Annotated in this window: 25 protein-coding genes and 1 riboswitch; of the genes, 14 read left to right on the top strand and 11 right to left on the bottom strand. The window is 74.1% G+C overall.

Going from position 1 to position 24,377, the window contains the following annotated elements; genetic code table 11:
* Window positions 1-18 precede the first annotated feature (18 nt).
* The 5 genes from E4U92_RS12225 (at window position 19) to E4U92_RS12205 (ending at window position 6,029) form a co-directional block, all read left to right on the top strand.
* Window positions 19-852: an ATP-binding cassette domain-containing protein gene (locus E4U92_RS12225; RefSeq protein ID WP_137300358.1), complete on the top strand. Its 834-nt coding sequence runs from the start codon at window positions 19-21 to the stop codon at window positions 850-852.
* Window positions 824-2,908: a YhgE/Pip family protein gene (locus tag E4U92_RS12220; RefSeq protein WP_137300357.1), complete on the top strand. Its 2,085-nt coding sequence runs from the start codon at window positions 824-826 to the stop codon at window positions 2,906-2,908. The genes E4U92_RS12225 and E4U92_RS12220 overlap by 29 nt, the downstream gene beginning before the upstream one ends.
* Before the next feature lie 44 nt (window positions 2,909-2,952).
* Window positions 2,953-3,579, top strand: coding sequence for a TetR/AcrR family transcriptional regulator (locus E4U92_RS12215; protein ID WP_137300356.1), 627 nt, complete (start codon window positions 2,953-2,955; stop codon window positions 3,577-3,579).
* 215 nt (window positions 3,580-3,794) lie between these two features.
* On the top strand, window positions 3,795-4,412 hold the full coding sequence (locus tag E4U92_RS12210) for a DUF4126 domain-containing protein (RefSeq protein WP_137300355.1): 618 nt from the start codon (window positions 3,795-3,797) through the stop codon (window positions 4,410-4,412).
* 87 nt (window positions 4,413-4,499) lie between these two features.
* Window positions 4,500-6,029: a phytoene desaturase family protein gene (locus E4U92_RS12205; protein ID WP_174863812.1), complete on the top strand. Its 1,530-nt coding sequence runs from the start codon at window positions 4,500-4,502 to the stop codon at window positions 6,027-6,029.
* 45 nt (window positions 6,030-6,074) lie between these two features.
* Here E4U92_RS12205 and E4U92_RS12200 read toward each other — a convergent pair whose 3' ends face one another.
* The 6 genes from E4U92_RS12200 to E4U92_RS12175 form a co-directional block, all read right to left on the bottom strand.
* The gene (locus E4U92_RS12200) at window positions 6,075-7,061 is read right to left on the bottom strand and encodes an SCO2102 family sporulation regulator (protein WP_137300354.1); all 987 of its coding nucleotides are present in this window, start codon (window positions 7,059-7,061) and stop codon (window positions 6,075-6,077) included.
* 56 nt (window positions 7,062-7,117) lie between these two features.
* Entirely contained in the window at window positions 7,118-8,041 is a 924-nt protein-coding gene (gene metF / locus E4U92_RS12195; protein ID WP_137300353.1) for a methylenetetrahydrofolate reductase [NAD(P)H], read from the bottom strand.
* A 114-nt stretch (window positions 8,042-8,155) separates the two neighbouring features.
* Window positions 8,156-8,803, bottom strand: a complete 648-nt coding sequence (thiE, locus tag E4U92_RS12190; RefSeq protein ID WP_137300352.1) for a thiamine phosphate synthase — start codon at window positions 8,801-8,803, stop codon at window positions 8,156-8,158.
* 74 nt (window positions 8,804-8,877) lie between these two features.
* Window positions 8,878-9,243 (bottom strand): Rv2175c family DNA-binding protein, encoded by a 366-nt coding sequence (locus E4U92_RS12185; RefSeq protein WP_137300351.1) that lies wholly within the window; start codon window positions 9,241-9,243, stop codon window positions 8,878-8,880.
* Window positions 9,244-9,340: 97 nt separating this feature from the next.
* Window positions 9,341-10,585 (bottom strand): NAD(P)/FAD-dependent oxidoreductase, encoded by a 1,245-nt coding sequence (locus tag E4U92_RS12180; RefSeq protein WP_268253518.1) that lies wholly within the window; start codon window positions 10,583-10,585, stop codon window positions 9,341-9,343.
* A gap of 32 nt (window positions 10,586-10,617) precedes the next feature.
* A complete protein-coding gene (locus E4U92_RS12175) occupies window positions 10,618-10,968 on the bottom strand; it encodes an avidin-fold protein (RefSeq protein WP_137300350.1) in 351 nt (116 codons plus the stop codon).
* A 51-nt stretch (window positions 10,969-11,019) separates the two neighbouring features.
* Window positions 11,020-11,131, top strand: a riboswitch (TPP riboswitch).
* Between E4U92_RS12175 and thiO the strand changes: the two genes are divergently transcribed.
* From thiO to E4U92_RS12145, 6 genes are all read left to right on the top strand, one after another.
* Complete coding sequence (gene thiO, locus E4U92_RS12170) at window positions 11,129-12,316, top strand: glycine oxidase ThiO (RefSeq protein WP_137300349.1); 1,188 nt, start codon at window positions 11,129-11,131, stop codon at window positions 12,314-12,316. It overlaps the preceding riboswitch by 3 nt.
* Window positions 12,313-12,513 (top strand): sulfur carrier protein ThiS, encoded by a 201-nt coding sequence (gene thiS, locus E4U92_RS12165; RefSeq protein WP_137300348.1) that lies wholly within the window; start codon window positions 12,313-12,315, stop codon window positions 12,511-12,513. The genes thiO and thiS overlap by 4 nt, the downstream gene beginning before the upstream one ends.
* Window positions 12,514-12,515: 2 nt before the next feature.
* Window positions 12,516-13,310, top strand: coding sequence for a thiazole synthase (locus E4U92_RS12160; RefSeq protein ID WP_137300347.1), 795 nt, complete (start codon window positions 12,516-12,518; stop codon window positions 13,308-13,310).
* Window positions 13,311-13,499: 189 nt separating this feature from the next.
* Window positions 13,500-15,449 (top strand): Stk1 family PASTA domain-containing Ser/Thr kinase, encoded by a 1,950-nt coding sequence (gene pknB, locus E4U92_RS12155; protein WP_168725098.1) that lies wholly within the window; start codon window positions 13,500-13,502, stop codon window positions 15,447-15,449.
* Window positions 15,450-15,506: 57 nt separating this feature from the next.
* Complete coding sequence (locus E4U92_RS12150) at window positions 15,507-16,403, top strand: deoxyribonuclease IV (protein WP_137300345.1); 897 nt, start codon at window positions 15,507-15,509, stop codon at window positions 16,401-16,403.
* Between the two features lie 76 nt (window positions 16,404-16,479).
* On the top strand, window positions 16,480-16,950 hold the full coding sequence (locus E4U92_RS12145) for a DUF4396 domain-containing protein (protein ID WP_137300344.1): 471 nt from the start codon (window positions 16,480-16,482) through the stop codon (window positions 16,948-16,950).
* Between the two features lie 21 nt (window positions 16,951-16,971).
* Here the strand turns inward: E4U92_RS12145 and E4U92_RS12140 are convergent, their stop codons facing one another.
* Window positions 16,972-17,604 (bottom strand): sulfite oxidase-like oxidoreductase, encoded by a 633-nt coding sequence (locus E4U92_RS12140; protein ID WP_137300343.1) that lies wholly within the window; start codon window positions 17,602-17,604, stop codon window positions 16,972-16,974.
* Window positions 17,605-17,798: 194 nt separating this feature from the next.
* Between E4U92_RS12140 and bfr the strand changes: the two genes are divergently transcribed.
* A complete protein-coding gene (gene bfr, locus E4U92_RS12135) occupies window positions 17,799-18,284 on the top strand; it encodes a bacterioferritin (protein ID WP_137300342.1) in 486 nt (161 codons plus the stop codon).
* Here the strand turns inward: bfr and E4U92_RS12130 are convergent.
* Together E4U92_RS12130 and E4U92_RS12125 are read right to left on the bottom strand one after the other, a co-directional pair.
* Window positions 18,281-18,520 carry a (2Fe-2S)-binding protein gene (locus E4U92_RS12130; protein ID WP_137300513.1) on the bottom strand — a complete coding sequence of 80 codons (240 nt, stop codon included), beginning with the start codon at window positions 18,518-18,520 and terminating at the stop codon, window positions 18,281-18,283. The two genes, bfr and E4U92_RS12130, sit on opposite strands and share 4 nt — an antisense overlap.
* Before the next feature lie 146 nt (window positions 18,521-18,666).
* Window positions 18,667-20,019, bottom strand: coding sequence for a class II 3-deoxy-7-phosphoheptulonate synthase (locus E4U92_RS12125; protein WP_137300341.1), 1,353 nt, complete (start codon window positions 20,017-20,019; stop codon window positions 18,667-18,669).
* A 96-nt stretch (window positions 20,020-20,115) separates the two neighbouring features.
* On the opposite strand from E4U92_RS12125, the gene E4U92_RS37230 reads away from it, so the two are divergent.
* Both E4U92_RS37230 and E4U92_RS12115 read left to right on the top strand, forming a co-directional pair.
* On the top strand, window positions 20,116-20,172 hold the full coding sequence (locus E4U92_RS37230) for a trp operon leader peptide (protein ID WP_073735655.1): 57 nt from the start codon (window positions 20,116-20,118) through the stop codon (window positions 20,170-20,172).
* Window positions 20,173-20,283: 111 nt separating this feature from the next.
* Window positions 20,284-22,176: an anthranilate synthase family protein gene (locus E4U92_RS12115; protein ID WP_174863810.1), complete on the top strand. Its 1,893-nt coding sequence runs from the start codon at window positions 20,284-20,286 to the stop codon at window positions 22,174-22,176.
* Here E4U92_RS12115 and E4U92_RS12110 read toward each other — a convergent pair.
* A complete protein-coding gene (locus E4U92_RS12110; RefSeq protein ID WP_137300340.1) occupies window positions 22,128-23,123 on the bottom strand; it encodes a 2-hydroxyacid dehydrogenase in 996 nt (331 codons plus the stop codon). The two genes, E4U92_RS12115 and E4U92_RS12110, sit on opposite strands and share 49 nt — an antisense overlap.
* 130 nt (window positions 23,124-23,253) lie before the next feature.
* Window positions 23,254-24,282: a 6-phosphofructokinase gene (locus E4U92_RS12105; protein ID WP_137300339.1), complete on the bottom strand. Its 1,029-nt coding sequence runs from the start codon at window positions 24,280-24,282 to the stop codon at window positions 23,254-23,256.
* Between the last annotated feature and the right edge of the window lie 95 nt (window positions 24,283-24,377).

The following is a 24,377-nucleotide window of genomic DNA, read 5'->3' as shown; positions in this document are numbered from 1 at the left end:
GCGGCCGGAGGGGTGCGCATGGGGGCACACGACAGCGCCGGTCCGGAACGGGACAGCGGCGCGGCCACGGCATCGGGGGCGGCCACGGCGTCGGGGGCGGGCGGGCTTTCCCTCGACGTCCGCGGTCTCGGGCTGAGGGGCCCGCGCGGCTGGGCGTACCGGGGGGTGCGCGTCGCGGCGGAGCCCGGTGCGCTCGTCGCCGTGGCCGGCGCCTCCGGGTCCGGCCGCACGAGCCTGCTGCTCACGCTGACCGGACGGATGCGGCCCACCGAGGGCACGGCCCTGGTCGGCGGGCTGGCGCTGCCCCGCCGGATGGCCGCCGTGCGGCGGGTGAGCGCACTGGCCCACGTGCCCGGCGTGACCGACCTCGACCCCGCGCTCACCGTCGCCGAGCACCTGCGCGAGCGCGCCCTGCTCCAGCGGCGGTTCGGGGACTCCGTACGGGGGCTGCTGCGGCCGCGCCGGGACCGCGCGCGTGCGGCGCGGCAGCGGATCGACCGCGCCCTGGACGCCGCCGGGCTGGACCCCCGGGCGCTGCCCAAGGGCCCGCGCACCGCCGTACGGGACCTGGAGCGGGTGGAGGCGCTGCGGCTGTCGGTGGCGCTCGCGCTGGTCGGACGGCCGCGGCTGCTCGGCGTGGACGACGTCGACCTGAAGCTCTCGCCGGACGAGCGGGCCGAGGTGTGGGAGCTGCTGCGCTCCCTCACCGAGGACGGCACGACGGTGGTCGCCGTGTGCGCCGAGGCACCGCAGGACGCCGTGGTGGCGTCCACCGACGACGCGGACGAGAACCAGGACGAGGACGAGGACGAGGAGGCCGGCGATGCGCTTGTCGAGACTGGCCGCTCTTGAGCTGCGGCGCTTCGGCCGGGGCCGGCTCCCGCGGGCCGCGCTGGTGGCGCTCCTGCTGCTGCCCCTGCTGTACGGCGCGCTGTACCTGTGGTCGTTCTGGGACCCCTACGGGCGGCTCGACCGCATCCCCGTGGCGCTGGTGAACGAGGACCGGGGCGCGCGCGTCGGCGGCGAGCGGCTGGACGCCGGCGCCGACCTCACCGAAGGGCTGCGCGAGAGCCGCACCTTCGACTGGCACGAGGTGAGTGCCCGTGAGGCACGCGCGGGCGTGGCGGACGGCCGGTACTACCTGTCGCTGACCGTGCCCGCCGACTTCAGTCGGCGGATCGCCTCCAGCGCGGGCGACACGCCCGAGACCGGCGCCCTCCAGGTGCGCACCGACGACGCCAACAACTACATCGTCGGGCAGATCTCCCGCACGGTGTTCCACGAGGTGCGCTCCGCCGCGTCCACGAAGGCCGCCCGGTCCTTCCTGGACCGGATCTTCATCTCGTTCTCCGACCTGCACGGCGCCACCGAGAAGGCCGCGGACGGCGCCGACGACCTCAAGGGCGGCATCGGCAAGGCCGAGAAGGGGTCACAGGCCCTCGCCGACGGGCTGACCACGGCCAAGGACGGCAGCGACAAGCTGGCCAAGGGGGTGAGCACGCTGGACACCGCGGCGGGCGACCTGGAGACCGGCTCGCGGCGGGTCGCGGACGGCACGCAGCAGCTCGCCGACAAGGTCAACGGGGTCTCGGCGGCCGTGCGGCCGTTCCTCGCGGACCACGAGGAGGCGATCGGCGACACCGCCCGACTGGTCGCCGACGGCGCGCAGACCGTCCGCGACCACCTCGACACGCTGGTGAAGCGGGCCCCGGCCGCCGCCGAGGCCGCGCACACCGCCTCCGGCCTGCTGTCCGGGACCTACACCGCGCGCTGCGAGAAGCCGGCGCCGCCCGACCCGGCCTGCGCGGACCTCGGCAAGGCCAAGGACGCGGCGGCCGACGTGGCGACGGTCGCCGACGACCTGAACACGCTGGTCGCCGACCAGGACGGCGACCTGGCGGCCATGAAGACCGACCTGACGGTCCTGCAGCGGCAGGCCCGGGCGCTCGCCGACCGCGCCCCGCACCTCACCGAGGACCTCGACGACGCCGTCAAGAAGGTCAACGCGCTGAACGACGGCGCCGGCAAGGTCGCCGAGGGCGCGAAGAAGCTGCACACCGGGCTCGGCACCGCCGACAAGGGCGCGACAGCGCTGGACCAGGGCGTCGGCAGGCTGGAGACCGGCGCGGACGACCTGAGCGGCGGCATGTACAAGCTGGCCGACGGCTCCTCCCGGCTGGCCGGGGGCCTGCACGACGGCGCCGCGAAGATCCCCGACTACGACGAGCGAGAACGCGACGCCCGCACCTCCGTGATGGCCGACCCGGTGCGGCTCGCCTCGCAGGACCTGCACCGGGCGCCCAACTACGGCACCGGCTTCGCCCCGTACTTCATCCCGCTGTCGCTGTGGGTGGGCGCCATGGTGGCCTACATGCTGATCCCGCCGCTCAACCGGCGCGCGCTCGCCGCGGGCGCCCCGGCGTGGCGGATCGCGCTGGCGGGCTGGCTGCCGGTGGTCGCGGTCGGCGTGCTCCAGACGACGGCCCTGATGGCCGTGCTGCACTGGGCGATCGGCCTGCGGATGGTCCGGGCGGCCGGCACGGTGGGCTTCCTCTTCCTGGTCGCGACCTGCTTCGCGGCGCTGGTGCAGTGGCTCAACGCGCGCTTCGGCCCGGCCGGCCGGATCCTGGTGCTCGCCCTGCTGATGCTCCAATTGACCTCGGCGGGCGGCACGTACCCGGTGCAGACCAGCCCCGGCTTCTTCTCCGCCCTGCACCCGTTCCTCCCGATGAGCTACGTCGTGGAGGCCCTGCGCCGGCTCGTCACGGGCGGGGGTCTGGCACCGGTGTGGCACGCGTGCGGGGTGCTCGTCGCCTTCACCGCGGGCGCCCTCGCGCTCACCGCCCTGTCGGCCCGCCGGCGCCAGGTGTGGACCCTGGACCGGCTGCACCCGGAGCTGAGCCTGTGAAGGAGCGGCGTCCGCACGGTCGGGTTCCTGTGACAATCGGGGCCATGGACAGCAGCACCACCCCGGGCGGCCGCAGCCGCCGCGAGGCCACCCGGCAGAAGCTCTACGAGGCGGCGGTCACCCTCATCGCCGAACAGGGCTTCTCCGCCACCACCGTGGACGAGATCGCCGAGCGGGCGGGCGTCGCGAAGGGCACCGTCTACTACAACTTCGCGAGCAAGTCGGTCCTCTTCGAGGAGCTGCTGCGGCACGGCGTGGGCCTGCTCACGGCGTCCCTGCGGGAGGCGGCGGAGCGCACCGCGCGCGGGGGCGGCACCCGGGTCGACGCCCTGGACGCGATGATCCGCGCCGGACTCGTGTTCATCGACCGCTACCCGGCCTTCACCCAGCTCTACGTGGCGGAGCTGTGGCGCACCAACCGGGCCTGGCAGTCGACGCTGCTGGTGGTCCGGCAGGAGGCGGTCGCCGTCGTCGAGGGCGTGCTGCGCGAGGGCATCGAGCTCGGCGAGTTCAGCGACGAGATCGACGTGCCGCTGACGGCGGCCGCGCTGGTCGGCATGGTGCTGGTGGCGGCCCTGGACTGGCAGGCGTTCCAGCCGGAGCGGTCCCTGGACGACGTGCACGCGGCCCTGTCCCGGCTGCTGCAGGGCCGGGTGAGCGGCAAGGGCTGAGCGGGCCGGCGGCGAGGGCGGGTCGAGGGCCGGCGCCGTTCCGCCGCCCCGTGCCGGCGGTGCCGGAGCCGTGCCCCTTCCCGTGCCTCCACTCTCCCGTGCGGGCCGGCCGCCCCCCATCCGCGCGGATACTCAACCCGTCACTAGGTAGGGATACTCACGGCTGTCCGCCCGACCCCGGGACGCGGCCGGTCCGGCTGGCTACGATCGCCTGCGTGTCCGTACTCCCCTTGGTCTTCACCAGTGGCTGGGCCAGCGGCGTCAACGCCTACGCGGTGGTGCTGCTGCTCGGCGTGCTCGGCGCGACCGGCCTGAGCGACGACGTCCCGGCGGCGCTGCAGCGTCCCGAGGTCCTCGTCATCGCGGGCGTGCTGTTCCTGTGCGAGGCGGTCGCCGACAAGGTCCCCTACGTCGACTCGGCGTGGGACGTGGCACACACGGTGGTCCGCCCGGCCGCCGGCGCCTGGGTCGGCGCGCTGCTGGCCGGGCACAGCGGCTCGCTCTCCGACGTGGCCGCCGGGCTGGTCGGCGGCTCGACCGCGCTGGCCAGCCACGCCGTCAAGGCGGGCACGCGGATGGCGGTGAACACCTCGCCGGAGCCGTTCAGCAACATCGTCGTGAGCATCGCGGAGGACCTGGGGGTGGGCGCGCTCGTCGCGTTCGCGGTGTTCCACCCCGTGGCGGCCGCCGTGATCGCCGGCACCCTGCTGCTGCTCGGCCTGGTGGCGCTGTGCTTCCTGGTGTCCCGCATCCGCCGGTTCCTGCGCCGCCGGGCCCGGCGGCGCGAGGAGCGGCGCCTCGTGGGGCCGCCGACCGGGGCCCCGCCCTGGTGAGGCTCCCCCGCCGGGGCACCGCGCCCCGCGACGGCGCTGGTCAGGCCCGCGGCGGCGTTGTCGGTGGCGGCGGATAGAGTCGCGGGCATGGCACGGATTGCGGTGATCGGCGCCGGGACGGGCGCCCTGGCGGCCGCCGCCCGGCTGGCCGTCGCGGGCCACCGGGTGACGGTGTACGAGCGGACGGAGACCTACGGCGGTGCGCTGCGCCGCGTCGAGCGGGACGGGTTCGCCTTCGACACCGGCCCCGGGCTGCTGCACCTGCCCGCGGTGTACCGCGACCTGTTCGTCAAGACGGGCAAGCGGCCGCTGGAGGACGTCGTCGAGCTGGTGCAGGTCGACCCGTCCTCCCGGCACGTCTTCGCGGACGGCACCCGCGTGTCCCTGCCCAACGCCTCACGCGCGGGCGTCGTCGCCGCGCTGGACGAGGCCCTGGGGGCGGGCGCCGGGCAGCGCTGGGGCGACTTCCTGGTGCGGGCCCGCGAGGCGTGGGACCGCACGCGCCGGCCGCTGCTGGAGGAGCCGCTGTGGCCCGACTGGCAGGTGCTGGCCGGGCGCGAGCCGTACCCGGCCGTGCCGCACAAGCGGCTGCTGCGCACCCGGCGGGCGGGCACGCTGGCCGAGATCGGCGCCTGGGAGCTGCGCGACGAGCGCCTGGCGGCCCTGCTGGCGAGCCACGCGCTCGCGTACGGCCTCGATCCGCGCACGGCTCCGGCGAGCGCGGCCGTGCTGCCGTACCTGGAGCACGCCTTCGGCACCTGGTACGTGCGCGGCGGGCTGCGGGAGCTGGCGCGCGCGGTGTACGAGCGGTGCCTGGAGCGCCGGGTCGAGTTCGTGTTCGGCGCGGAGGTGACCCGGATCGTGACGCGGGACGGCCGGGCCGCAGGGGTGGAGCTGGCCGGCGGCCCGGGCTCCGGCGACGGCACGGTGGCCGAGGCGGACCACGTCGTCGCGGGCGTCCCTCCCGCGCGGCTGCGGGCCCTGACGGACCGTCCGCTGGACGCGGAGGGCGACGTACGCACCGACCCGGAGGCGGCCGTGCCCGGGCGGTTCACCCTGCTGCTGGCGCTGCGCGGCGGGCGCGAGGCGGGGGCCGCGCACCGCACGGTCGTCCACGCGCCCGACCCGGACGCCGAGGCCGACTTCCTCGCCTCCCCCGGGGGTGACGCACCGTCGTCCCCGACGGTGACCGTGCTGCGCCCCGACGACCCCGCGCTGCGGCCGGACGACGCCCACGAGTCGGCGACCGCCACGGCGGTGGTGCCGGCGGGCGCGGACTGGACGGACGAGCACACCGTGCGGCGCTGGACGGAGCTGGTGCTGGAGGCCGCCGGCACGGCGGTGCCCGGGCTGCGGGAGCGGCTGCTGTGGCACGAGGCGCACACGCCCCTGCACACCGCGCAGGAGACCGGCACCGCGCACGGGGAGGTGCCCGCGCCCGCGCTGGCCGCCGGCGGGGGCCGGTTCCTGCGCCCGTCGAACTCCACGCGGCTGCCCGGTCTTCACCGGGTCGGGGGCTGGGCGCACCCGGGCGGCGGGCTGCCCCACGCGGGCATGTCGGGCGCGCTGGTGGCCGGACTGATCGTGGAGGGACCGGACTTCCGGGGTTCCCAGTGAGCTCCGTGACGCCGCGTCAGGACGCCACCGGGCGGTGACGGAGCGTCAGAAGCGGTACTGCTCGTCGAAGCCGTGGCCGTGCCCCTGCCCCTGCTCCTGGCCCTGCTGCCCGTCGCCCTGGTAGCCGTAGGGCTGCTCCGGGGGCAGTTCGCCGCCGCCCAGCGGGTCGTCGGTGGTGCGCTGCTGCGGCACCCACACCCCGCCGGCCGGGGTCTCGCCGCCGTAGCCGCCGGTGCCGTACGGGTCGCCGTAGCCCTGCTGGCCGTACTGGCCCTGCGCGTAGCCGGTGTCGTACGTGCCGCCGTAGCCCTGGGTGCCGATGTACGGGTCGGAGTAGGCGGCGTACTGCTGCTGGCCGGTGGCGTCGTAGGCGCCGCCGTAGGGCTGCTGGCCGTAGCCCTGGTAGGCGTCGTAGCCGTAGGAGGCGTCTGCGCCCTGGGCGGCGGTGGCGTACTGGTCCTGGGGCTGCTGCTCGCCGGTGCGGCCGTCGCCGTAGACGCCGTAGGAGCCGGTGTCGTCCGGGAGGGGCTGCGGCTCGTAGACGGCGGTGGCACCGTCGGCCACCGGCCGGTCGGAGGCCGGGGTGAACACGTCGTCGTGGTCGTCGTCGTAGGCGTCGTAGGCGCTCTTCGCGGTGTCGTACGCCGTGGCGCCGGTGCCGTACGGGTCGTCGTCGCCCGCGCCGTGGGGCGGGGCCTGGAGGTCGGACACCTCCAGGGCGGGCTCCTGGCGCTCCGCCCTGCCGCGGCGGCGCTTGGCGGGGACGGTTCCGGCCTCGGGGCGCTTGACGGCCCAGCCGGCCTCGAAGCCGCGGCGGAAGGACAGCGTCACGTAGGTCTGCCCGACCGCGAACGCGGCGGCTCCCAGGCCGATGACGACGACGGACGGGATCAGCACGCCGACGACGACACCGAGGAACCCGCCGAAGGCCAGCAGCCGCCAGCGCAGCCGCGCCTTGTACTGCAGCAGCACTTCGCCGAGCAGCCACAGTGCGACGATGCCGAATGCGATGTAGAGGACCGCCCAGCCCATGTACGCCCCTCTCCCGGTGACCGTTACGCAGTGTGTCGTACGACCGTGCGAGCGGTCTAGGCCTGCGGTGGGTGGTGCAGACCGAGGTTCTCGTGGATTTCCAGCGTCGCCGTGGAGTTGTTGAGCGTGATGAAGTGCAGTCCGGGCACTCCCTCGGCCAGCAGCCGTGCGCAGAACTCCGTGGCGAACTCGATGCCAATGGAGCGTACAGCGGACGGATCGTCTTTTGCTGTGAGGATCCGCTCTTTCAGCGCAGTGGGGAAGGCGGCGTTGGTCAGCGACGCGATGCGCTCCAGCGTCCTGACGCTGGCGATCGGCATGACCTCGGGGATGATCGGGGTGTCGCAGCCGGCGGCCGCGACCCGGTCGCGCAGCCGCAGGTAGTCCTCCGGCTGGAAGAACATCTGGGTGATCGCGTAGTCGGCGCCCGCGCGGCACTTGTCGACGAAGTGGCGCACGTCGGCGTCCCGGTCGGCGGAGCGCGGGTGCATGGCGGGGAAGGCAGCGACGCCCACGCAGAAGTCGCCGGACGCCTTGATCAGCTCGACGAGTTCGGCGGCGTAGGTCAGGCCCTGGGGGTGCGGCACCCACTCGCCCATGGGGTCGCCCGGCGGGTCACCGCGCAGCGCGAGCATGTTGCGGATCCCGGCGTCCGCGTACTGCCCGATGATGTTGCGCAGGTCGGCCACCGAGTGGTCGACGGCGGTGAGGTGGGCGATCGGGGTGAGCGTGGTGTCCGAGGCGATGGCCTCGGTGGCCTTGACGGTGCCGGCGCGGGTGGAGCCGCCGGCGCCGTACGTCACGGAGACGAAGTCGGGGGCCACGGCCTCGACCCGGCGCAGCGCGTTCCACAGGTTCCGCTCGCCCTTCGGGGTCTTCGGGGCGTAGAACTCGAAGGAGAACGTCGTCTTGCCGGTCGCGAGCATGTCGCGGACGGTGCGCGCGTGGTCCGACCTGATGGATGCGGTGCCGAGGGCCATACCCGCAGGTTAGCCAGGGGTGGGCGGTCACCCAACCGGACGCCGGAAATTTGCCCGATTTGCCGGGTCCCTGTCCATCCCTTGGACGGCACCCGGCGTCACGACGTCAGGGCGTCACACCGACCGCAGCCGCTTCGCGAGCTCCGCCGTCGCCGCGCCCGGGTCGTCCGCCTCGGCGATCGCCCGGACGACCACGACCCGCCGGGCCCCCGCCTCCAGCACCTCGTCGAGGGTGTCCAGGTCGATGCCGCCGATGGCGAACCAGGGGCGGTCGGTGCCGAGGGCGGCGGTGTGGCGGACCAGGCCGAGACCGGGCGCGGGGCGCCCCGGCTTGGTGGGGGTGGGCCAGCACGGGCCGGTGCAGAAGTAGTCCACGCCCTCCTGGACGGCGGCGGCCTCCGCCTCGGCGGCGCTGTGCGTGGAGCGGCCGATGAGCACGTCCGGCCCCAGGATCGCGCGGGCCGCGGGCACGGGCAGGTCGCCCTGGCCGAGGTGCAGGACGTCGGAGGCGGCGGCGTGGGCGACGTCCGCTCGGTCGTTCACGGCGAGCAGCCGGCCGTGTCGGGCGCAGGCGTCCGCGAACACCCGCAGGTGCTCCAGCTCCTCGCCGGCCTCCATGCCCTTGTCGCGCAACTGCACGATGTCCACGCCGGCCGCGAGGACCGCGTCGAGGAACTCCGGCAGGTCGCCCTGGCGCCTGCGGGCGTCCGTGCACAGGTAGAGGCGGGCGTCGGCGAGGCGGGCGCGGGCGGTGTCGGACATGCGTGGGTCCCCCCGGTGGGCGGGCGCACGGCGGCGGGTGCCGCCGCGCGCCCGGCGGTGTGCGGTGCGTGGGATCAGACGGCGAGCGCCTGGGCCCGGCGCTTCACCTCCGTGCCGCGATTCTCGCTCAGCGCCTGCGCGGGCGTGCCGGGCAGGCTCGGGTCGGGGGTGAACAGCCACTCGATCATCTCTTCGACCGTGAAGCCGTCGTCCCGCAGCAGCGTCAGGGTGCCGACCAGGCCCTTCACCACCTTGTCCCCGTCGATGAAGGCGGCGGGGACGTGCAGCGCCTTGTTCTCGCCGCGGCGTACGGCGATGAGCTGGCCCTCCTTGACGAGCTGCCGCACACGCGTCACCTCGACGCCGAGCATCTCGGCGATGTCGGGGAGGGTGAGCCAGTCGGGCACGAGAGCATCGATGTTCGCGTCAATCTCGGTCACGGGTCCCAGGGTAGGCGCTCGACGGGCCCGGCCGCGATGTGTCGGTGGCCGTCCGGTGGGGGCGCCCGGTTCGCGGACGGGGGTACAACGGTCCCGGTCAGGCGGCCGTGGCCTTCTTCAGGGGGCGCGCCGGGTCGGTGAGCAGGGCCGGGTTCATCGGGGTGCCCGACTCGATCAGGCGGCGGCCCTGGGCCAGGTCCCGCGGACGGCCGACGGCCAGCAGGGCGACCAGCCGGCCCCCGCGCAGCCAGCACACCGTCCAGGCGGGGCCGGACGGGTCACCGCGCCACAGGGTGGCGTCGGCCGCGTCGTGGTGGCCGGCGTACTGCACGAACCGGCCGAACTGCTCCGACCAGAAGTACGGCACCGGGTCGTACACCTGCGGGGCCTCACCGGTGGCCTCGCCGAGGATGTTCGCCGCGACCGTGCGCGGGCCCTGCAGGGCGTTGTCCCAGTGGTGGACGAGCAGGCGCTCGCCGTAGCGGGCGGAGGGGAAGGACGCGCAGTCGCCGACCGCGTACACGTCGGGCACCGAGGTGCGCAGCCCGGCGTCGGCCACGACCTCGCCGTGCGCGCCCAGCTCGACGCCCGAGCCGGCCAGCCAGGCGGTGGCGGGGCGGGCGCCGATGCCGACCACGACGGCGCCGGCGGGCAGCCGGGTGCCGTCGTCGAGGAGCACCGCACCGGGCTCGACGCGCGCCACGCGTGCGTGGGTGCGCAGGTCGGCGCCGGCGTCGGCGTACCAGGCGGCCATCGGGGCGGCGACCTCGGGCGGCAGCGCGCCGGCCAGCGGGCGGTCGGCGGCCTCCACGACGGTGACCGCGCAGCCCGCCTCGCGCGCGGCGGTGGCGAACTCGGCGCCGATCCAGCCGGCGCCGACGACCACGATGTCGTGCTGCCGGGCGAGCACCGGGCGCAGCCGCTCGGCGTCGTCCAGGGTGCGCAGCAGGTGGACGCCGGGCACGCCCTCCGCGCCGGGCAGCCGCACCGGCTCGGCGCCGGTGGCCAGGACGAGCACGTCGTACGGCACCGGTCCGGCCGCGGTGTCCAGCTCGTGGTCGGCGGGGCGCAGGCCGGTGACCTCGCGGCCGAGGACCAGCTCGATGCCGAGGGCGTCGAAGTCGACGTCGAAGGCGGAGCCCTCGGCCGTGCCGAGCAGCACGGCCTTCGACAACGGGGGCCGGTCGTAGGGCTGGTGGGGTTCGGCGCCGATCAGGGTCACCGTGCCGGTGAAGCCCTGCTCGCGCAGCGCGACCGCGGTCTGCACTCCGGCCATGCCCGCACCGGCGACGACCACGCGCCGCGCCACCGGCCCGTCGTCCGGGCCCCTCTGCTCGCTCACCTGATCACCTTAGACACCTGACGGAACGTCAGTCAGCTGTCGGGTTCCGTGACCTGTTCCACAACGCTGGTCCCGCTGCCCGCCTGCGACTCCCACGACCAGCTCTCCTCCAGCCGCACGCGCCCGTCGGGCAGCTCCACCACGGCGGACACGCAGTGCCCCGAGGAGGTGGTGCCGTCGGTCCTGAGCTGGACGTACCGGAAGTCGAGCCGGTCGTCCTCACGGGTACCCACGAGGTGGCCGCGTACGACGTCACCGCCGGTGTACTCGGCCCAGACCACGCCGTCCCGCTCGTGGTACGCGAAGCGGGTGCGGGTGCCCACCTGCCCCGGGGCCTGGTCGGCGACGGGCGCGAGGATCAGCCCGTCCAGCGAGCGGGTCATGGTCGGAGGCTCCCTTACTGCGGCGGACGGCACGGGCTAGGGTGGCCACCGTAGAGCACTCGCGGGAGCCCGGACGCACCGGGCTGAGAGGGAGGCTGGCGGCCTCCGACCGTACGAACCTGATCCGGGTCATGCCGGCGAAGGGAGGGGCTGGACGCCCATGTCGTCGCGTACGTCAGACGTCCTCGTCATCGGGGGCGGGATCATCGGGCTGGTCACCGCGTGGCGGGCCGCGCAGCGCGGGTTCACCACCGCGGTGCTGGACCCCGAGCCGGGCGGCGGGGCCGCCCAGGTGGCCGCCGGGATGCTGGCCGCCGTCACCGAACTGCACCACGGCGAGCAGACCCTGCTCGCGCTGAACCTCGCCTCGGCCCGCCGCTACCCCGGCTTCGCGGCCGAGCTCACCGACCTCACCGGGCGCGACCTGGGCTACCGGCGCTCGGGCACCCTCGCCGTCGCGCTGGACGCCGACGACCGCGCCCATCTGCGCGAACTGCACGCCCTGCAGCGGGAGTCGGGCCTGGAGTCGGAGTGGCTGTCCGGGCGCGAGTGCCGGCGCCTGGAGCCGATGCTCGCACCGGGCGTGCGCGGCGGGCTGCGGGTGGACGGCGACCACCAGGTCGACCCGCGCCGGCTGGCCGCGGCGCTGGTGACCGCCTGCGAACGGGCCGGGGTCGTCTTCCACCGGGAGTGGGCCGAGCGGCTGACCGTCGTGCGGGAGCGGGCGGCCGGGGCGGTGACCCGCGCGGGGACGGAGCTGGCCGCGGGGCAGGTGGTGCTGGCCGCCGGGAGCCTGAGCGGACGGCTGGCGGGCGTGCCGCGGGACGTGCTGCCGCCCGTGCGCCCGGTCAAGGGCCAGGTGCTGCGGCTGACCGTGCCGGAGCGCGCCGCGCCGTTCCTGACCCGGACGGTGCGCGCGGTGGTGCGCGGCAGCCACGTCTACCTGGTGCCGCGCGAGAACGGCGAGCTGGTCGTCGGCGCCACCAGCGAGGAGCAGGGCTGGGACACCACCGTCACGGCCGGCGGGGTGTACGAGCTGCTGCGCGACGCGCACGAGCTGGTGCCCGGGATCACGGAACTGCCGCTCACCGAGACCCGGGCCGGCCTGCGCCCCGGATCGCCCGACAACGCGCCGCTGCTCGGCCCGTCCGACCTGGACGGGCTGCTGCTGGCCACCGGGCACTACCGCAACGGCGTGCTGCTCACCCCGGTCACCGGGGACGCCCTGGCGCACGCCCTGGCCACCGGGGAACTGCCCGAGGAGGCCCGTCCGTTCACGCCGCGGCGCTTCTCGGCCGCGCCTGCCGCACACCCCGCCCGCGCCGCCCTCTCGGAGCAGCCCGCATGAACGTCTCGGTGAACGGGGAGCCGCGCGAGGTGGCCCCCGGCACGGCGCTCGACGCCGTCGTACGGTCCCTGACCGCGGCGCCCTCCGGGGTGGCCGCGGCCCTCAACGAAACCGTCGTCCCGCGCGCGCAGTGGCCGGCCACGCCCCTGTCCGAGGGGGACCGGGTCGAGGTGCTGACCGCCGTCCAAGGAGGCTGACCATGGCCGACGACCCGTTCGTCCTGGGAGGGACGACCTACTCGTCCCGGCTGATCATGGGAACGGGGGGCGCCCCGAGCCCGGAGGTGCTGGAGCGGGCGCTGGTGGCGTCCGGGACCGAGCTGACGACCGTCGCGATGCGCCGGGTGACCCCCGACGTGCACGGCTCGGTGCTGTCCGTGCTGGAGAAGCTGGGCATCCGGGTGCTGCCGAACACGGCGGGCTGCTTCACTGCCGGCGAGGCGGTGCTGACCGCGCGGCTGGCGCGCGAGGCGCTGGGCACGGACCTGGTGAAACTGGAGGTCGTGGCGGACGAGCGGACGCTGCTGCCCGACCCCGTCGAGCTGCTGGACGCGGCGGAGACCCTCGTCGACGACGGCTTCACGGTGCTGCCGTACACCAACGACGACCCGGTGCTCGCGCGGAAGCTGGAGGACGTGGGCTGCGCGGCGGTCATGCCGCTGGGCTCGCCGATCGGTTCGGGGCTCGGCATCCGCAACCCGCACAACTTCCAGCTCATCGTGGAGCGGGCGGGGGTGCCGGTGATCCTCGACGCGGGGGCCGGCACGGCCTCGGACGTGGCCTTCGCGATGGAGCTGGGGTGCGCGGCGGTGATGCTGGCCTCGGCGGTGACGCGGGCGCACGACCCCGAGCGGATGGCGCACGCCATGCGGGCCGGGGTGGAGGCGGGCCGTCTCGCGTACCGGGCCGGCCGCATCCCCCGCCGCCACTTCGCCCTGGCCTCCTCCCCCGCTCAGGGCCTGGCGGAGCTGGACCCGGAGCGGCCGGCGTTCTGAGGCGACCGGGCGCCGGGCCCCTTCGAGTCGGGTCCGGTGTCCGTGCCCCCAGGGGGCGCGGGGCGCGGGGAACTGCGCGACCGGCCACGGACGCGCCGCGCCCGAGCGCGCGTCACAGCTCGGCTTCAGTCGGGTCCCGGGCTTGTGCTGCGGCCGGGGGTGACAGTGTCGGCTCGTACACTCACCTGCGTGGACACGACCCTCCAGGACCCTCTCGTCGGCCAGGTGCTCGACGGCCGATACCGCGTCGAGGCGCGGATCGCGGTCGGCGGGATGGCCACGGTCTACCGGGCCGTGGACACCCGCCTGGACCGCGTCCTCGCGCTGAAGGTGATGCACCCGGCGCTGGCGGCCGACGTGTCGTTCGTCGAGCGGTTCATCCGGGAGGCGAAGTCGGTCGCCCGGCTCGCCCACCCGAACGTGGTGCAGGTCTTCGACCAGGGCGCCGACGGGGCGTACGTGTACCTCGCCATGGAGTACGTCGCCGGCTGCACCCTGCGCGACGTGCTGCGCGAGCGCGGGGCGCTGCAGCCGCGGGCCGCGCTGGACATCCTGGAGCCGGTGCTGGCCGCGCTCGGTGCCGCGCACCGGGCCGGTTTCGTGCACCGGGACATGAAGCCCGAGAACGTGCTGATAGGGGACGACGGGCGGGTCAAGGTCGCCGACTTCGGCCTCGTCCGGTCCGTGGACACGGTGACCAGCACCACCGGCGCCGTCCTCGGCACGGTCTCCTACCTCGCGCCGGAGCAGATCGAGCAGGGCATCACCGACGCCCGCGCCGACGTGTACGCGTGCGGGGTGATGCTCTACGAGACGCTCACCGGCGACAAGCCGCACCAGGGCGACTCCGCGGCGGTCGTGCTGTACAAGCACCTCCACGAGGACGTGCCGCCGCCGTCGGCCTCGGTGCCGGGGATGGCGTACGAGCTGGACGAGCTGGTCGCGACGGCCACCGCGCGCTCGCCGGAGGTCCGTCCGCACGACGCGGTGGCGCTGCTGGCGCGGACCCTCGAGGCGCGCGCCGCGCTCACCGAGGAGCAACTGGACGCGCTGCCGCCGCAGGCCCGCTCCGCGGAGCACGACATCGCCGAGGACCGCACGAGCGTCATCCCGCGCGCGCTGACCGTGCCCCGCCCGCTGCCGGTGAACGAGGACGAGCCCCGCCTCCCCGGCGGGCCGGCGCCGGACCCGGACGCCGGGCTGCACCGCACGTCCCGGCTGGCGTCGCCGGCCCCGCTGCCGCCGGCCCGGCGCGGGGTGCGGCCCCGGATGCTCGCCGTGGTCACCGCGGTGCTGCTGGTGTTCGGGGTGGGCGCGGGCTTCTGGTACATCAACTCGGGCCAGTTCACCAAGGTCCCCGCGGTGCTGACGCAGACCCAGGCCCAGGCCGAGAAGCGGCTCGGGGCGGCCGGGCTGGAGACCAAGGTCGAGCACGCCTACAGCGACACCGTCGAGCGGGGCCGGGTCATCAGCACCGACCCCGAGCCGGGCGCCCGGATCCGGGGCAACGACGCGGTGACGGTCACCGTCTCCGACGGCCCGGAGACCGTGGAGGTGCCGGACCTCAAGGGCCTGCGGCTGGACAAGGCGCGGGAGTCGCTGAAGTCGGACGGCCTGGAGCCGGGGCTGGTCACCCGCGCGTTCAGCGACGACGTCCCCAAGGGCTTCGTCGTCAGCAGCACCCCGGACGCGGGCACCGAGCGCCGCGCGGGCTCGGCCGTCGCGCTGGTCGTCAGCAAGGGCAGCGCGATCGACGTCCCGGACGTCACGGGCGAGGACCTGGACGACGCCCGGGCCGAGCTGGAGAAGGCCGGCCTGAAGGTGGAGGTCGCCGACCGGCAGGTCACCTCCGAGTTCGACAAGGGACAGGTCGCCGCGCAGAGCCCGGGCGCCGACAGCCGGGCCGCCGACGGCGACACGGTGACGCTGACGCTGTCCAAGGGCCCGGAGATGGTCGAGGTGCCGGACGTGGTGGGCGCGAGCGTGGACGACGCCAGATCGCTGCTGGAGCAGTCGGGCTTCGAGGTCAAGGAGGACCGGGGCCTGCTCGGGCTGTTCGGGGACACGGTGAAGGACCAGTCCGTGGACGGCGGGGACACGGCGCCCAAGGGATCGACGATCACGATCACCATCCGGTGACGGAGGCCACCTCCCGCCGGGGACGGACGCCCCGGACGGACGTGACACCCTGAACGGGTGAGTCCCGATCAGTCGCGCGTCCCCCGCAACCCCGTCGGCAGCCACGTGCCCGTGGCCGGCGGCCTGCACTCCGTCGGCCTGTCCTACGCCCGTGACCTGGGCGCCGAGGTCGTCCAGGTCTTCGTCGCCAACCCGCGCGGCTGGGCCACACCCACCGGCAACCCGGCCCAGGACGAGGCGTTCCGCGCGGCCTGCGCGGCGGAGTCGATCCCGGCGTACGTGCACGCGCCGTACCTGATCAACTTCGGCTCGCACACGGAGGCGACGGTCGAGCGGTCGGTCGAGTCGCTGCGGCACTCGCTGCGCCGGGGCCGGGAGATCGGCGCGCTGGGCGTGGTCGTGCACACCGGCAGCGCGACCGGCGGCCGGGACCGGTCGGTGGCCCTGAAGCAGGTCCGCGAGCACCTGCTGCCGCTGCTGGACGAGCTGACCCACGACGACGACCCGTTCCTGCTGCTGGAGTCCACGGCGGGGCAGGGCGCGTCGCTGTGCTCGCGCACCTGGGACCTCGGCCCGTACTTCGAGGCGCTGGACGCACACCCCCGGCTGGGCGTCTGCCTGGACACCTGCCACGTCTTCGCGGCCGGCCACGACCTGACCGGCCCCTCGGGCGCGCACCAGACGCTCGACCTGCTGGTGGACACGGTCGGCGAGGGCCGCCTGAAGCTGATCCACGCCAACGACTCCCAGGACGTGGTCGGCGCCCACAAGGACCGCCACGCCAACATCGGCGCCGGTCACATCGGCGAGGACCCGTTCCGCGCCCTGATGACCCACCCGGCGACGGCGGGCGTCCCCCTGGTCATCGAGACCCCCGGCGGCAAGGAGGGCCACGCGGCGGACGTGGAACGCCTGAAGAAGCTGCGCGAGACGGCCATCGGCGAGGCACGCTAGGGAATACCCCTAGGGGGTATACGGTTCCGGTCGGTGCAGGAAGCACAGGAACCGTATCCGGACCTTGGGGGCTCTCATGCAGCACGAGGCGCACGTACACCACTCCGCACCCGCCTCCTGGCCCATGGCCGTGCGGGCCACGCTGCACTGCCTCACCGGGTGCGCCATCGGCGAGGTGCTCGGCATGGTGGTCGGGACCGCGCTCGGGTGGGGCAACCTGGCCACCACCGTCCTCGCGATCGCGCTGGCCTTCCTCTTCGGCTACTCGCTGACCCTGCGCGGCGTGCTGCGGGCGGGCGTCGGCCTGCGGGCCGCCGTGCGGGTGGCGCTGGCCGCGGACACCCTCTCGATCGCCGTGATGGAGCTGATCGACAACGGTGTGATCGCCCTGTGGCCGCGGGCGATGGACGCCGGGCTGGCCGACGCCCTGTTCTGGGGGTCGCTGGCGATCTCCCTGGTGCTGGCCTTCCTGGTCACCACACCGGTGAACAAGTGGATGATCGGGCGGGGCAAGGGCCACGCGGTGGTGCACCAGTACCACCACTGACCGGGGGAACCGGCGCGGGAGTCAGAGCTCGGGGCCGTCCCCGGGCTCCTCCTGGTAGGAGTAGCGCTGTTCCTTCCAGGGGTCGCCGATGTTGTGGTAGCCGCGCTCCTCCCAGAAGCCGCGCCGGTCGGCGGTCATGTACTCCACGCCCCGCACCCACTTCGGGCCCTTCCAGGCGTACAGGTGGGGCACCACCAGGCGCAGCGGGAAGCCGTGTTCCGCGGTGAGCAGTTCGCCGTCCTTGTGCGTGGCGAAGAGGGTGCGCTCGGCGGTGAAGTCCGCCAGGCGGAGGTTGGAGCTGAAGCCGTACTCGGCCCACACCATCACATGGGTGACCTCGGGCGCCGGCGGTGCGAGGTCCAGGATGGTGCGCGCGGGGACCCCGCCCCACTCGGCGCCGAGCATGCTGAACTTCGTCACGCAGTGCAGGTCGGCGAGGACGGTGGCGTACGGCAGGGCCGTGAACTCTTCGTGGGTCCAGACGCGCTTCCCGCCGTCGGCGGTGGCGCCGAAGACCCGGAACTCCCAGCGCTCGGGCCGGAACTTCGGCACCGGCCCGTAGTGCGTGACCGGCCAGCCACGCTGCACTCGCTGCCCCGGCGGAAGGTCGGACGCTGCTGCTTCTCCTGACGTGCGCTCCACCGGATGACCCATGTCTCCATCCTGACAGACGGGCACCGGTGCACAGGACCACCCAGGGCCCGAAAGGGGCATCGCAGATCAAGCGTCGCCTGCCCTCCCATTTGGGACGAGCCCTACTAAGCCAGCACTTACTGGACGATCTTCGGGGCCGGTGCAATCATGCGGCGGCAACCTCCCCCGTCCCCCATGTGGAAGGAGCCGCTGCGATGCAGGGCGATCCCGAGGTCATCGAGTTCCTCAACGAGCAGCTCACCGGCGAGCTCACCGCGATCAACCAGTACTTCCTGCACGCGAAGATGCAGGAGAACTTCGGCTGGACGAAGCTCGCGAAGTACACCCGGCGCGAGTCGTTCGACGAGATGAAGCACGCCGAGGTGCTCACCGACCGGATCCTGTTCCTGGAGGGGCTGCCCAACTACCAGCGGCTGTTCCACGTGCGGGTGGGCCAGACCGTCACGGAGATGTTCCAGGCGGACCGGGAGGTCGAGGTGGAGGCGATCGACCGCCTCCGGCGGGGCATCAGGGTGATGCGCGAGAAGGGCGACATCACGTCCGCGAACATCTTCGAGGAGATCCTCGCCGACGAGGAGCACCACATCGACTACCTCGACACCCAGCTCGAGCTGGTGGAGAAGCTCGGTGAGGCGCTGTACATCGCCCAGCTGATCGAGCAGCCGGACAGTTCGGACTAGGCCGCCTCGTCCAGTCGCGTCGTGTCCGCGGTGGCCGCCGGCCGGGTGACGAGTTCGCCGCGCGAGGGCGCGCCCCGGCCCAGGAGCGCCTGGATGCGCCGGACGCACGAGCCGCAGTCAGTGCCCGCCTTGCAGGCGGAGGCGATCTGGCGCGGGGTGCAAGCGCCGCTCTCCGCGTGCTGCTTGACCTGCTGTTCGGTGATGCCGAAGCAACTGCACACGAACACGCGGTCCACCTCCCGCCGGGACTGGTCGGTCACACCCTCCCGAGGTCTCGGTGAGGCAAACCTAACCTTACCCGGCCGTCCAGGGCCGCAACAGTGCGGAAGGGCGCGGATCCGGTGTGATCCGCGCCCCACGCACGTGCTCGTGTGCTACGTGCTCACTGGTCCCGGTACATCTCCGCGACCAGGAACGCCAGGTCCAGCGACTGGCTGCGGTTGAGCCGCGGGTCGCAGGCCGTCTCGTAGCGCTGGTGCAGGTCGTCGACGAAGATCTCGTCGCCGCCGCCCACGCACTCGGTGACGTCGTCTCCGGTCAGCTCGACGTGGATGCCGCCCGGGTGGGTGCCGAGCGCCTTGTGGACCTCGAAGAAGCCCTTGACCTCGTCCAGCACGTCGTCGAAGCGGCGGGTCTTGTGGCCCGAGGCCGCCTCGAAGGTGTTGCCGTGCATCGGGTCGGTCACCCAGGCCACGGTGGCACCGGACGCGGTGACCTTCTCGACCAGCTCGGGCAGCTTGTCGCGGACCTTGTCGGCGCCCATCCGGACGATGAACGTCAGCCGGCCGGGCTCGCGCTCGGGGTCCAGGCGCTCGATGTACTGCAGCGCCTCCTCGGCCGTGGTGGTCGGGCCGAGCTTGATGCCGATCGGGTTGCGGATCCGCGACGCGAACTCGATGTGCGCGTGGTCGAGCTGCCGGGTGCGCTCACCGATCCACACCATGTGCGCGGAGACGTCGTAGAGCTGACCGGTGCGCGAGTCGACGCGGGTCAGCGCGGACTCGTAGTCGAGCAGCAGCGCCTCGTGCGAGGAGAAGAACTCGACCGTCTTGAACTCCTCCGGGTCCACCCCGCAGGCGTGCATGAAGTGCAGCGCGTTGTCGATCTCGCGCGCGAGCTGCTCGTAGCGCTGACCGGACGGCGAGGACCTCACGAAGTCCTGGTTCCAGGCGTGCACCTGGCGCAGGTCCGCGTAGCCGCCGGTGGTGAAGGCGCGCACCAGGTTCAGCGTGGACGCCGACGCGTGGTACATGCGCTTGAGCCGCTCGGGGTCCGGGATGCGGGACTCGGGCGTGAAGTCGAAGCCGTTGACCGAGTCGCCCCGGTAGACCGGCAGGGTCACGCCGTCGCGGGTCTCGTTCGGCTTGGAGCGCGGCTTGGAGTACTGGCCGGCGATGCGGCCGACCTTCACCACGGGGACGGACGCGGCGTACGTCAGCACGGCGCCCATCTGGAGCAGCGTCTTGAGCTTGTTGCGGATGTGGTCGGCGGACACCCCGTCGAACGCCTCGGCGCAGTCGCCGCCCTGGAGGAGGAACGCCTCTCCCTTGGCGACGGCCGCCATCCGGGCGCGCAGCTGGTCGCACTCGCCCGCGAAGACGAGCGGCGGATACGACTCGAGGTCCGCGATCACTGCGCGCAGAGCCTCGGTGTCGGGGTACTCGGGCTGCTGCGCCGCGGGCAGGTTTCGCCAGGTGTTGCCAGCGCTCGCGCTGGTCTTAGCGTTCACGGTCACGCTCCCCACACTACGGGGTGCCGTGGGGGCCTCCGGCCGGTGCCCAGCAAATGAGACACCGCGGACGCTCCCCGGACATGCGGTAGGGTGCGTCGCATGTTCGCGCATTCGACCCGGAACTGGTGGTGGACCGCTCATCCGGCGGCCCACTGACTGCGCGTACGCACGACTTCGCGAAGGCCGCCCGAGGGGCGGCCTTCGGCGTTTCCCGGGGTCCGTTCCTCTCCCGCCTCCCACCGCATCCACGGAGAAGGAGCACGGACCATGAATCTGCCCGGACTGCTGGACGACCTGCTCGACGACCCCCGTCCGTTCGCCCTGCTGCGCCGCCGCACCCCGGGCCACGACGAGGCGGCGGTCGAGCTGCTCGTCGGCCCGGTCACCACGGTGGACCGCCTCGCCGACCTCCCCGACGAGGGCCTGGCCCTCGTGCCGTTCCGGCAGATCCGCGAGCGCGGCTTCGACGTCCGCGACGACGGCACCCCGCTCGCGGTGCTCATCCCCGAGGAGACGCACACGCTGCCCCTGGACGACGTGCTCGCCGGGCTCCCACGGCACGACGTGACCGTCCGGTCGGGCGGCTTCGACGTCGGTGACGAGGAGTACGGCGAGATCGTCGCGCGCGTGCTGCGCGAGGAGATCGGCCGCGGGGAGGGCGCCAACTTCGTGATCCGGCGGACCTACGAGGGCGACGTCCCCGGGTTCGGCCGGGCCGACGCGCTGGCGCTGTTCCGGCGGCTGCTGGAGGGCGAGCGGGGCGCGTACTGGACGTTCGTCGTGCACACCGGGGACCGCACGCTGGTCGGGGCCAGCCCGGAGGTGCACGTGCGGATGTCCGGCGGGACCGTCGTGATGAACCCGATCAGCGGCACCTACCGGTACCCGGACGGGGGCCCGACACCCGAGCACCTGCTGCGGTTCCTCGCCGACGGCAAGGAGATCGAGGAGCTGTCGATGGTCGTCGACGAGGAGCTGAAGATGATGTGCACCGTCGGCGACCGGGGCGGGGTGGTGGTCGGGCCGCGGCTGAAGGAGATGGCCCACCTCGCGCACACCGAGTACGAGCTGCGCGGCAGGTCGTCGCTGGACGTGCGCGAGGTGCTGAGGGAGACGATGTTCGCGGCGACCGTCACCGGCTCTCCCGTGCAGAACGCCTGCCGGGTGATCGAGCGCCACGAGAGCGGCGGGCGCGGCTACTACGCCGGGGCGCTGGCCCTCCTCGGCCGGGACGCGGGCGGCGCCCAGACCCTGGACTCGCCCATCCTGATCCGCACGGCCGACATCTCCGCCGACGGCCGGCTGCGCGTGCCGGTCGGCGCGACCCTGGTCCGCGGCTCGGACCCGGCGGGCGAGGTCGCGGAGACCCACGCGAAGGCCGCCGGGGTCCTCGCGGCCCTCGGCGTGGGGCCGTCCCGGCCCCGGGCGGAGCACGCGCGCGGGCGGCTCGCCGACGACCCGCGCGTGCGGGCCGCGCTGGACGGGCGCCGCGCGTCGCTGGCGCCGTTCTGGCTGCGGATGCAGGAGCGGTCGGACGCGCTGGCGGGCCACGCGCTGGTGGTCGACGGCGAGGACACGTTCACCGCGATGCTCGCCCACGTGCTCGGCTCGGCCGGTCTCGAGGTGACCGTGCGGCGCTACGACGCTCCCGGGCTGCGGGAGGCCGTGCTCGCGCACGAGGGACCGGTGGTGCTCGGGCCCGGTCCGGGCGACCCCGCCGACCTGGCGGACCCGAAGATGCGGTTCCTGCGGGAGCTGACGGCCACCGTGATCCGCGAGCACCGGCACGGGGTGCTGGGCGTGTGCCTGGGCCACGAGCTGATCGCGGCCGAGCTGGGCCTGGACATCGTGCGCAAGGAGGTGCCCTACCAGGGGGCGCAGACCACGGTCGACCTGTTCGGGCGGGCCGAGACGGTGGGCTTCTACAACAGCTTCGTGGCCCGCTGCGACGACGGGGCGGCCACCGAACTGGCCGCGCACGGCGTCGAGGTCAGCCGCAGCCCGGCCGGCGAGGTGCACGCGCTGCGCGGGCCGAGGTTCGCCGGGGTGCAGTTCCACCCGGAGTCGGTGCTGTCGCTGAACGGCGCGGGCGTCGTGCGGGAGCTGGTGGGTCAGCTCCGGGGCACCAGCACGTTCTCGGAGCGGCGGCCCGCGAGGTAGTCGAGGACGTTGCGGACGGTGGTCGCGACGATCTGGCCGACGGCGTCCTCGGTGTAGTACGCCTGGTGCGAGGTGACCAGGACGTTGGGGAAGGTGACCAGGCGGGCCAGGGTGTCGTCGGCGATGGCCTCCAGGGACTTGTCGAGGAAGAACAGGCCCGCCTCGGCCTCGTACACGTCGAGGCCGACGCCCGTGAAGCGGCCCTCGCGCAGCTCGGCGACGAGGGCCGCGGTGTCGACCAGGCCGCCGCGGCTGGAGTTGACCAGGATCGCGTCGTCCTTCATGGCCTTGAGCGCGGCCGCGTCGAGCAGGTGCTGGGTCTCGGGCATCAGCGGGACGTGCAGGCTGACCAGGTCGGCCTCGGCGAGCAGCTCCTCCTTGGGGACGTACGCCATGCCCAGGTCCCGGCAGGCGGGGTTCTCGGCGACGTCCCAGCCGAGCAGCCGCATGCCGAAGCCGTGCGCGATGCGGGTGAACGCCTCGCCGATCTTGCCGGTGCCGAGCACGCCGACGGTGCGGCCGTGCAGGTCGCGGCCCATCAGCCCGTCGAGGCGGAAGTCGAAGTCGCGGGTGCGGGTGGAGGCGCGCACGACCCGGCGGTTGACCGCCATGGCGAGGGTCCAGGCGAACTCGGCGACCGAGTACGGCGAGTAGGAGGACACCCGGGCGACGGTCATGCCGAGCCGCTCGGCCACCGGCAGGTCGACGTTGTTGAAGCCGGTCGAGCGCTGGGCGATCATCTGCGTTCCGCCGGCGGCCAGGGTCTGCAGCACCCCGCTGCCCAGACCGCAGTTGACGCTGGTCGAGACGATCTCGTGGCCGCGGGCGATGGGCGCGGTGTCCTCGGTGAGGAACACGTCCAGGCAGTGCACCTCGTGGTGCCCGGCGAAGGCCCGCTCGATCAGGGGCCGCTCGTCGGCCTGCACACCGAAGGCCAGGATCTCCACGCGCGCGCTCCCTCGTGATCGCCCGGGCCGGCGGGCCGGACGTGCCGACGGTGCCGAATATACGGCGGGGCGTCCGGGCCCGCCGGTCGGACGGGCCGCGCCGCACGGCCGTCCGGACCGTCCGGCCGGGTCAGCCGAAGAACACCCCGATCTCCTCGTACAGCCGCGGGTCCACCGTGCGGGGCCGGCCCGTCGCCTCGCGCAGTGGCACGCGCACGATGTCCGTGCCGTGCAGGGCGACCATCGTGCCGAAGTCCCGCTCGTGGACGGCGTCGATGGCGTGCAGTCCGAAGCGGGTGGCGAGCCAGCGGTCGGCGGGGCTGGGCGAGCCGCCGCGCTGGAGGTGGCCGAGCACGGTGGTACGTGCCTCCTTGCCGGTGCGGTGCTCGATCTCGCGGGCCAGCCACTCCCCCACCCCGGACAGCCGCACCTGGCCCGGCGTGCCGCCCGGCGTCCGGCCGAGTGCCGCCTCGCCCTCCTTGGGCACGGCCCCGTCGGCGACGACCACGATCGGCGAGTACGTCGCCTGGAAGCGGGAGGTCACCCAGCCGCACACCTGGTCGACGTCGAAGGGCTGCTCGGGGACGAGGATCACGTTCGCGCCGCCGGCCAGCCCCGAGTGCACGGCGATCCAGCCGGCCTCGCCGCCCATCACCTCTACGACGAGGACCCGCTTGTGGGACTCGGCGGTGGTGTGCAGCCGGTCGATCGCCTCGACGGCGACGCCGACGGCGGTGTCGAAGCCGATGGTGCGGTCGGTGCCGGGCAGGTCGTTGTCGATGGTCTTGGGCACGCCGACGCAGGGCACCCCGTGCTCGTCCGCGAGGCGGGCCGCCGTGCCCAGGGTGTCCCGCCCGCCGATCGCGATGAGCCCCTCCACGCCGAACTGGGCGAGGGTGTCGCGGATGCGGCCGGCGCCGTCCTCCCGGGCCAGCGGGTCGGTGCGCGAGGAGCCGAGGATGGTGCCGCCGCGGGGCAGGGTGCCGCGCACCGCGCGGATGTCGAGGGGGACCGTCTCCCCCTCCAGCGGGCCGCGCCAGCCGTCGCGGAAGCCGACGAACTCGTGTCCGTACACCTGGACGCCCTTGCGGACGACGGCCCGCACCACGGCGTTGAGGCCCGGGCAGTCGCGCCCTCCGGTCAGTACTCCGACGCGCATGGGGGTGCCTCCGCCCGGCCGACGACGCTTCATGGTCCACGCTAGCGGGGCGAGGGGGCCGCCGACGTCCCCTTCCGGCAGGTCGGCGTGGCCGC

The organism is Streptomyces galbus, from assembly GCF_005280195.1.
GTDB classification, from domain to species: domain Bacteria; phylum Actinomycetota; class Actinomycetes; order Streptomycetales; family Streptomycetaceae; genus Streptomyces; species Streptomyces galbus.
Note: the sequence above shows the minus strand (reverse complement) of the source record. Positions and strands in the feature narration are given on the sequence as shown.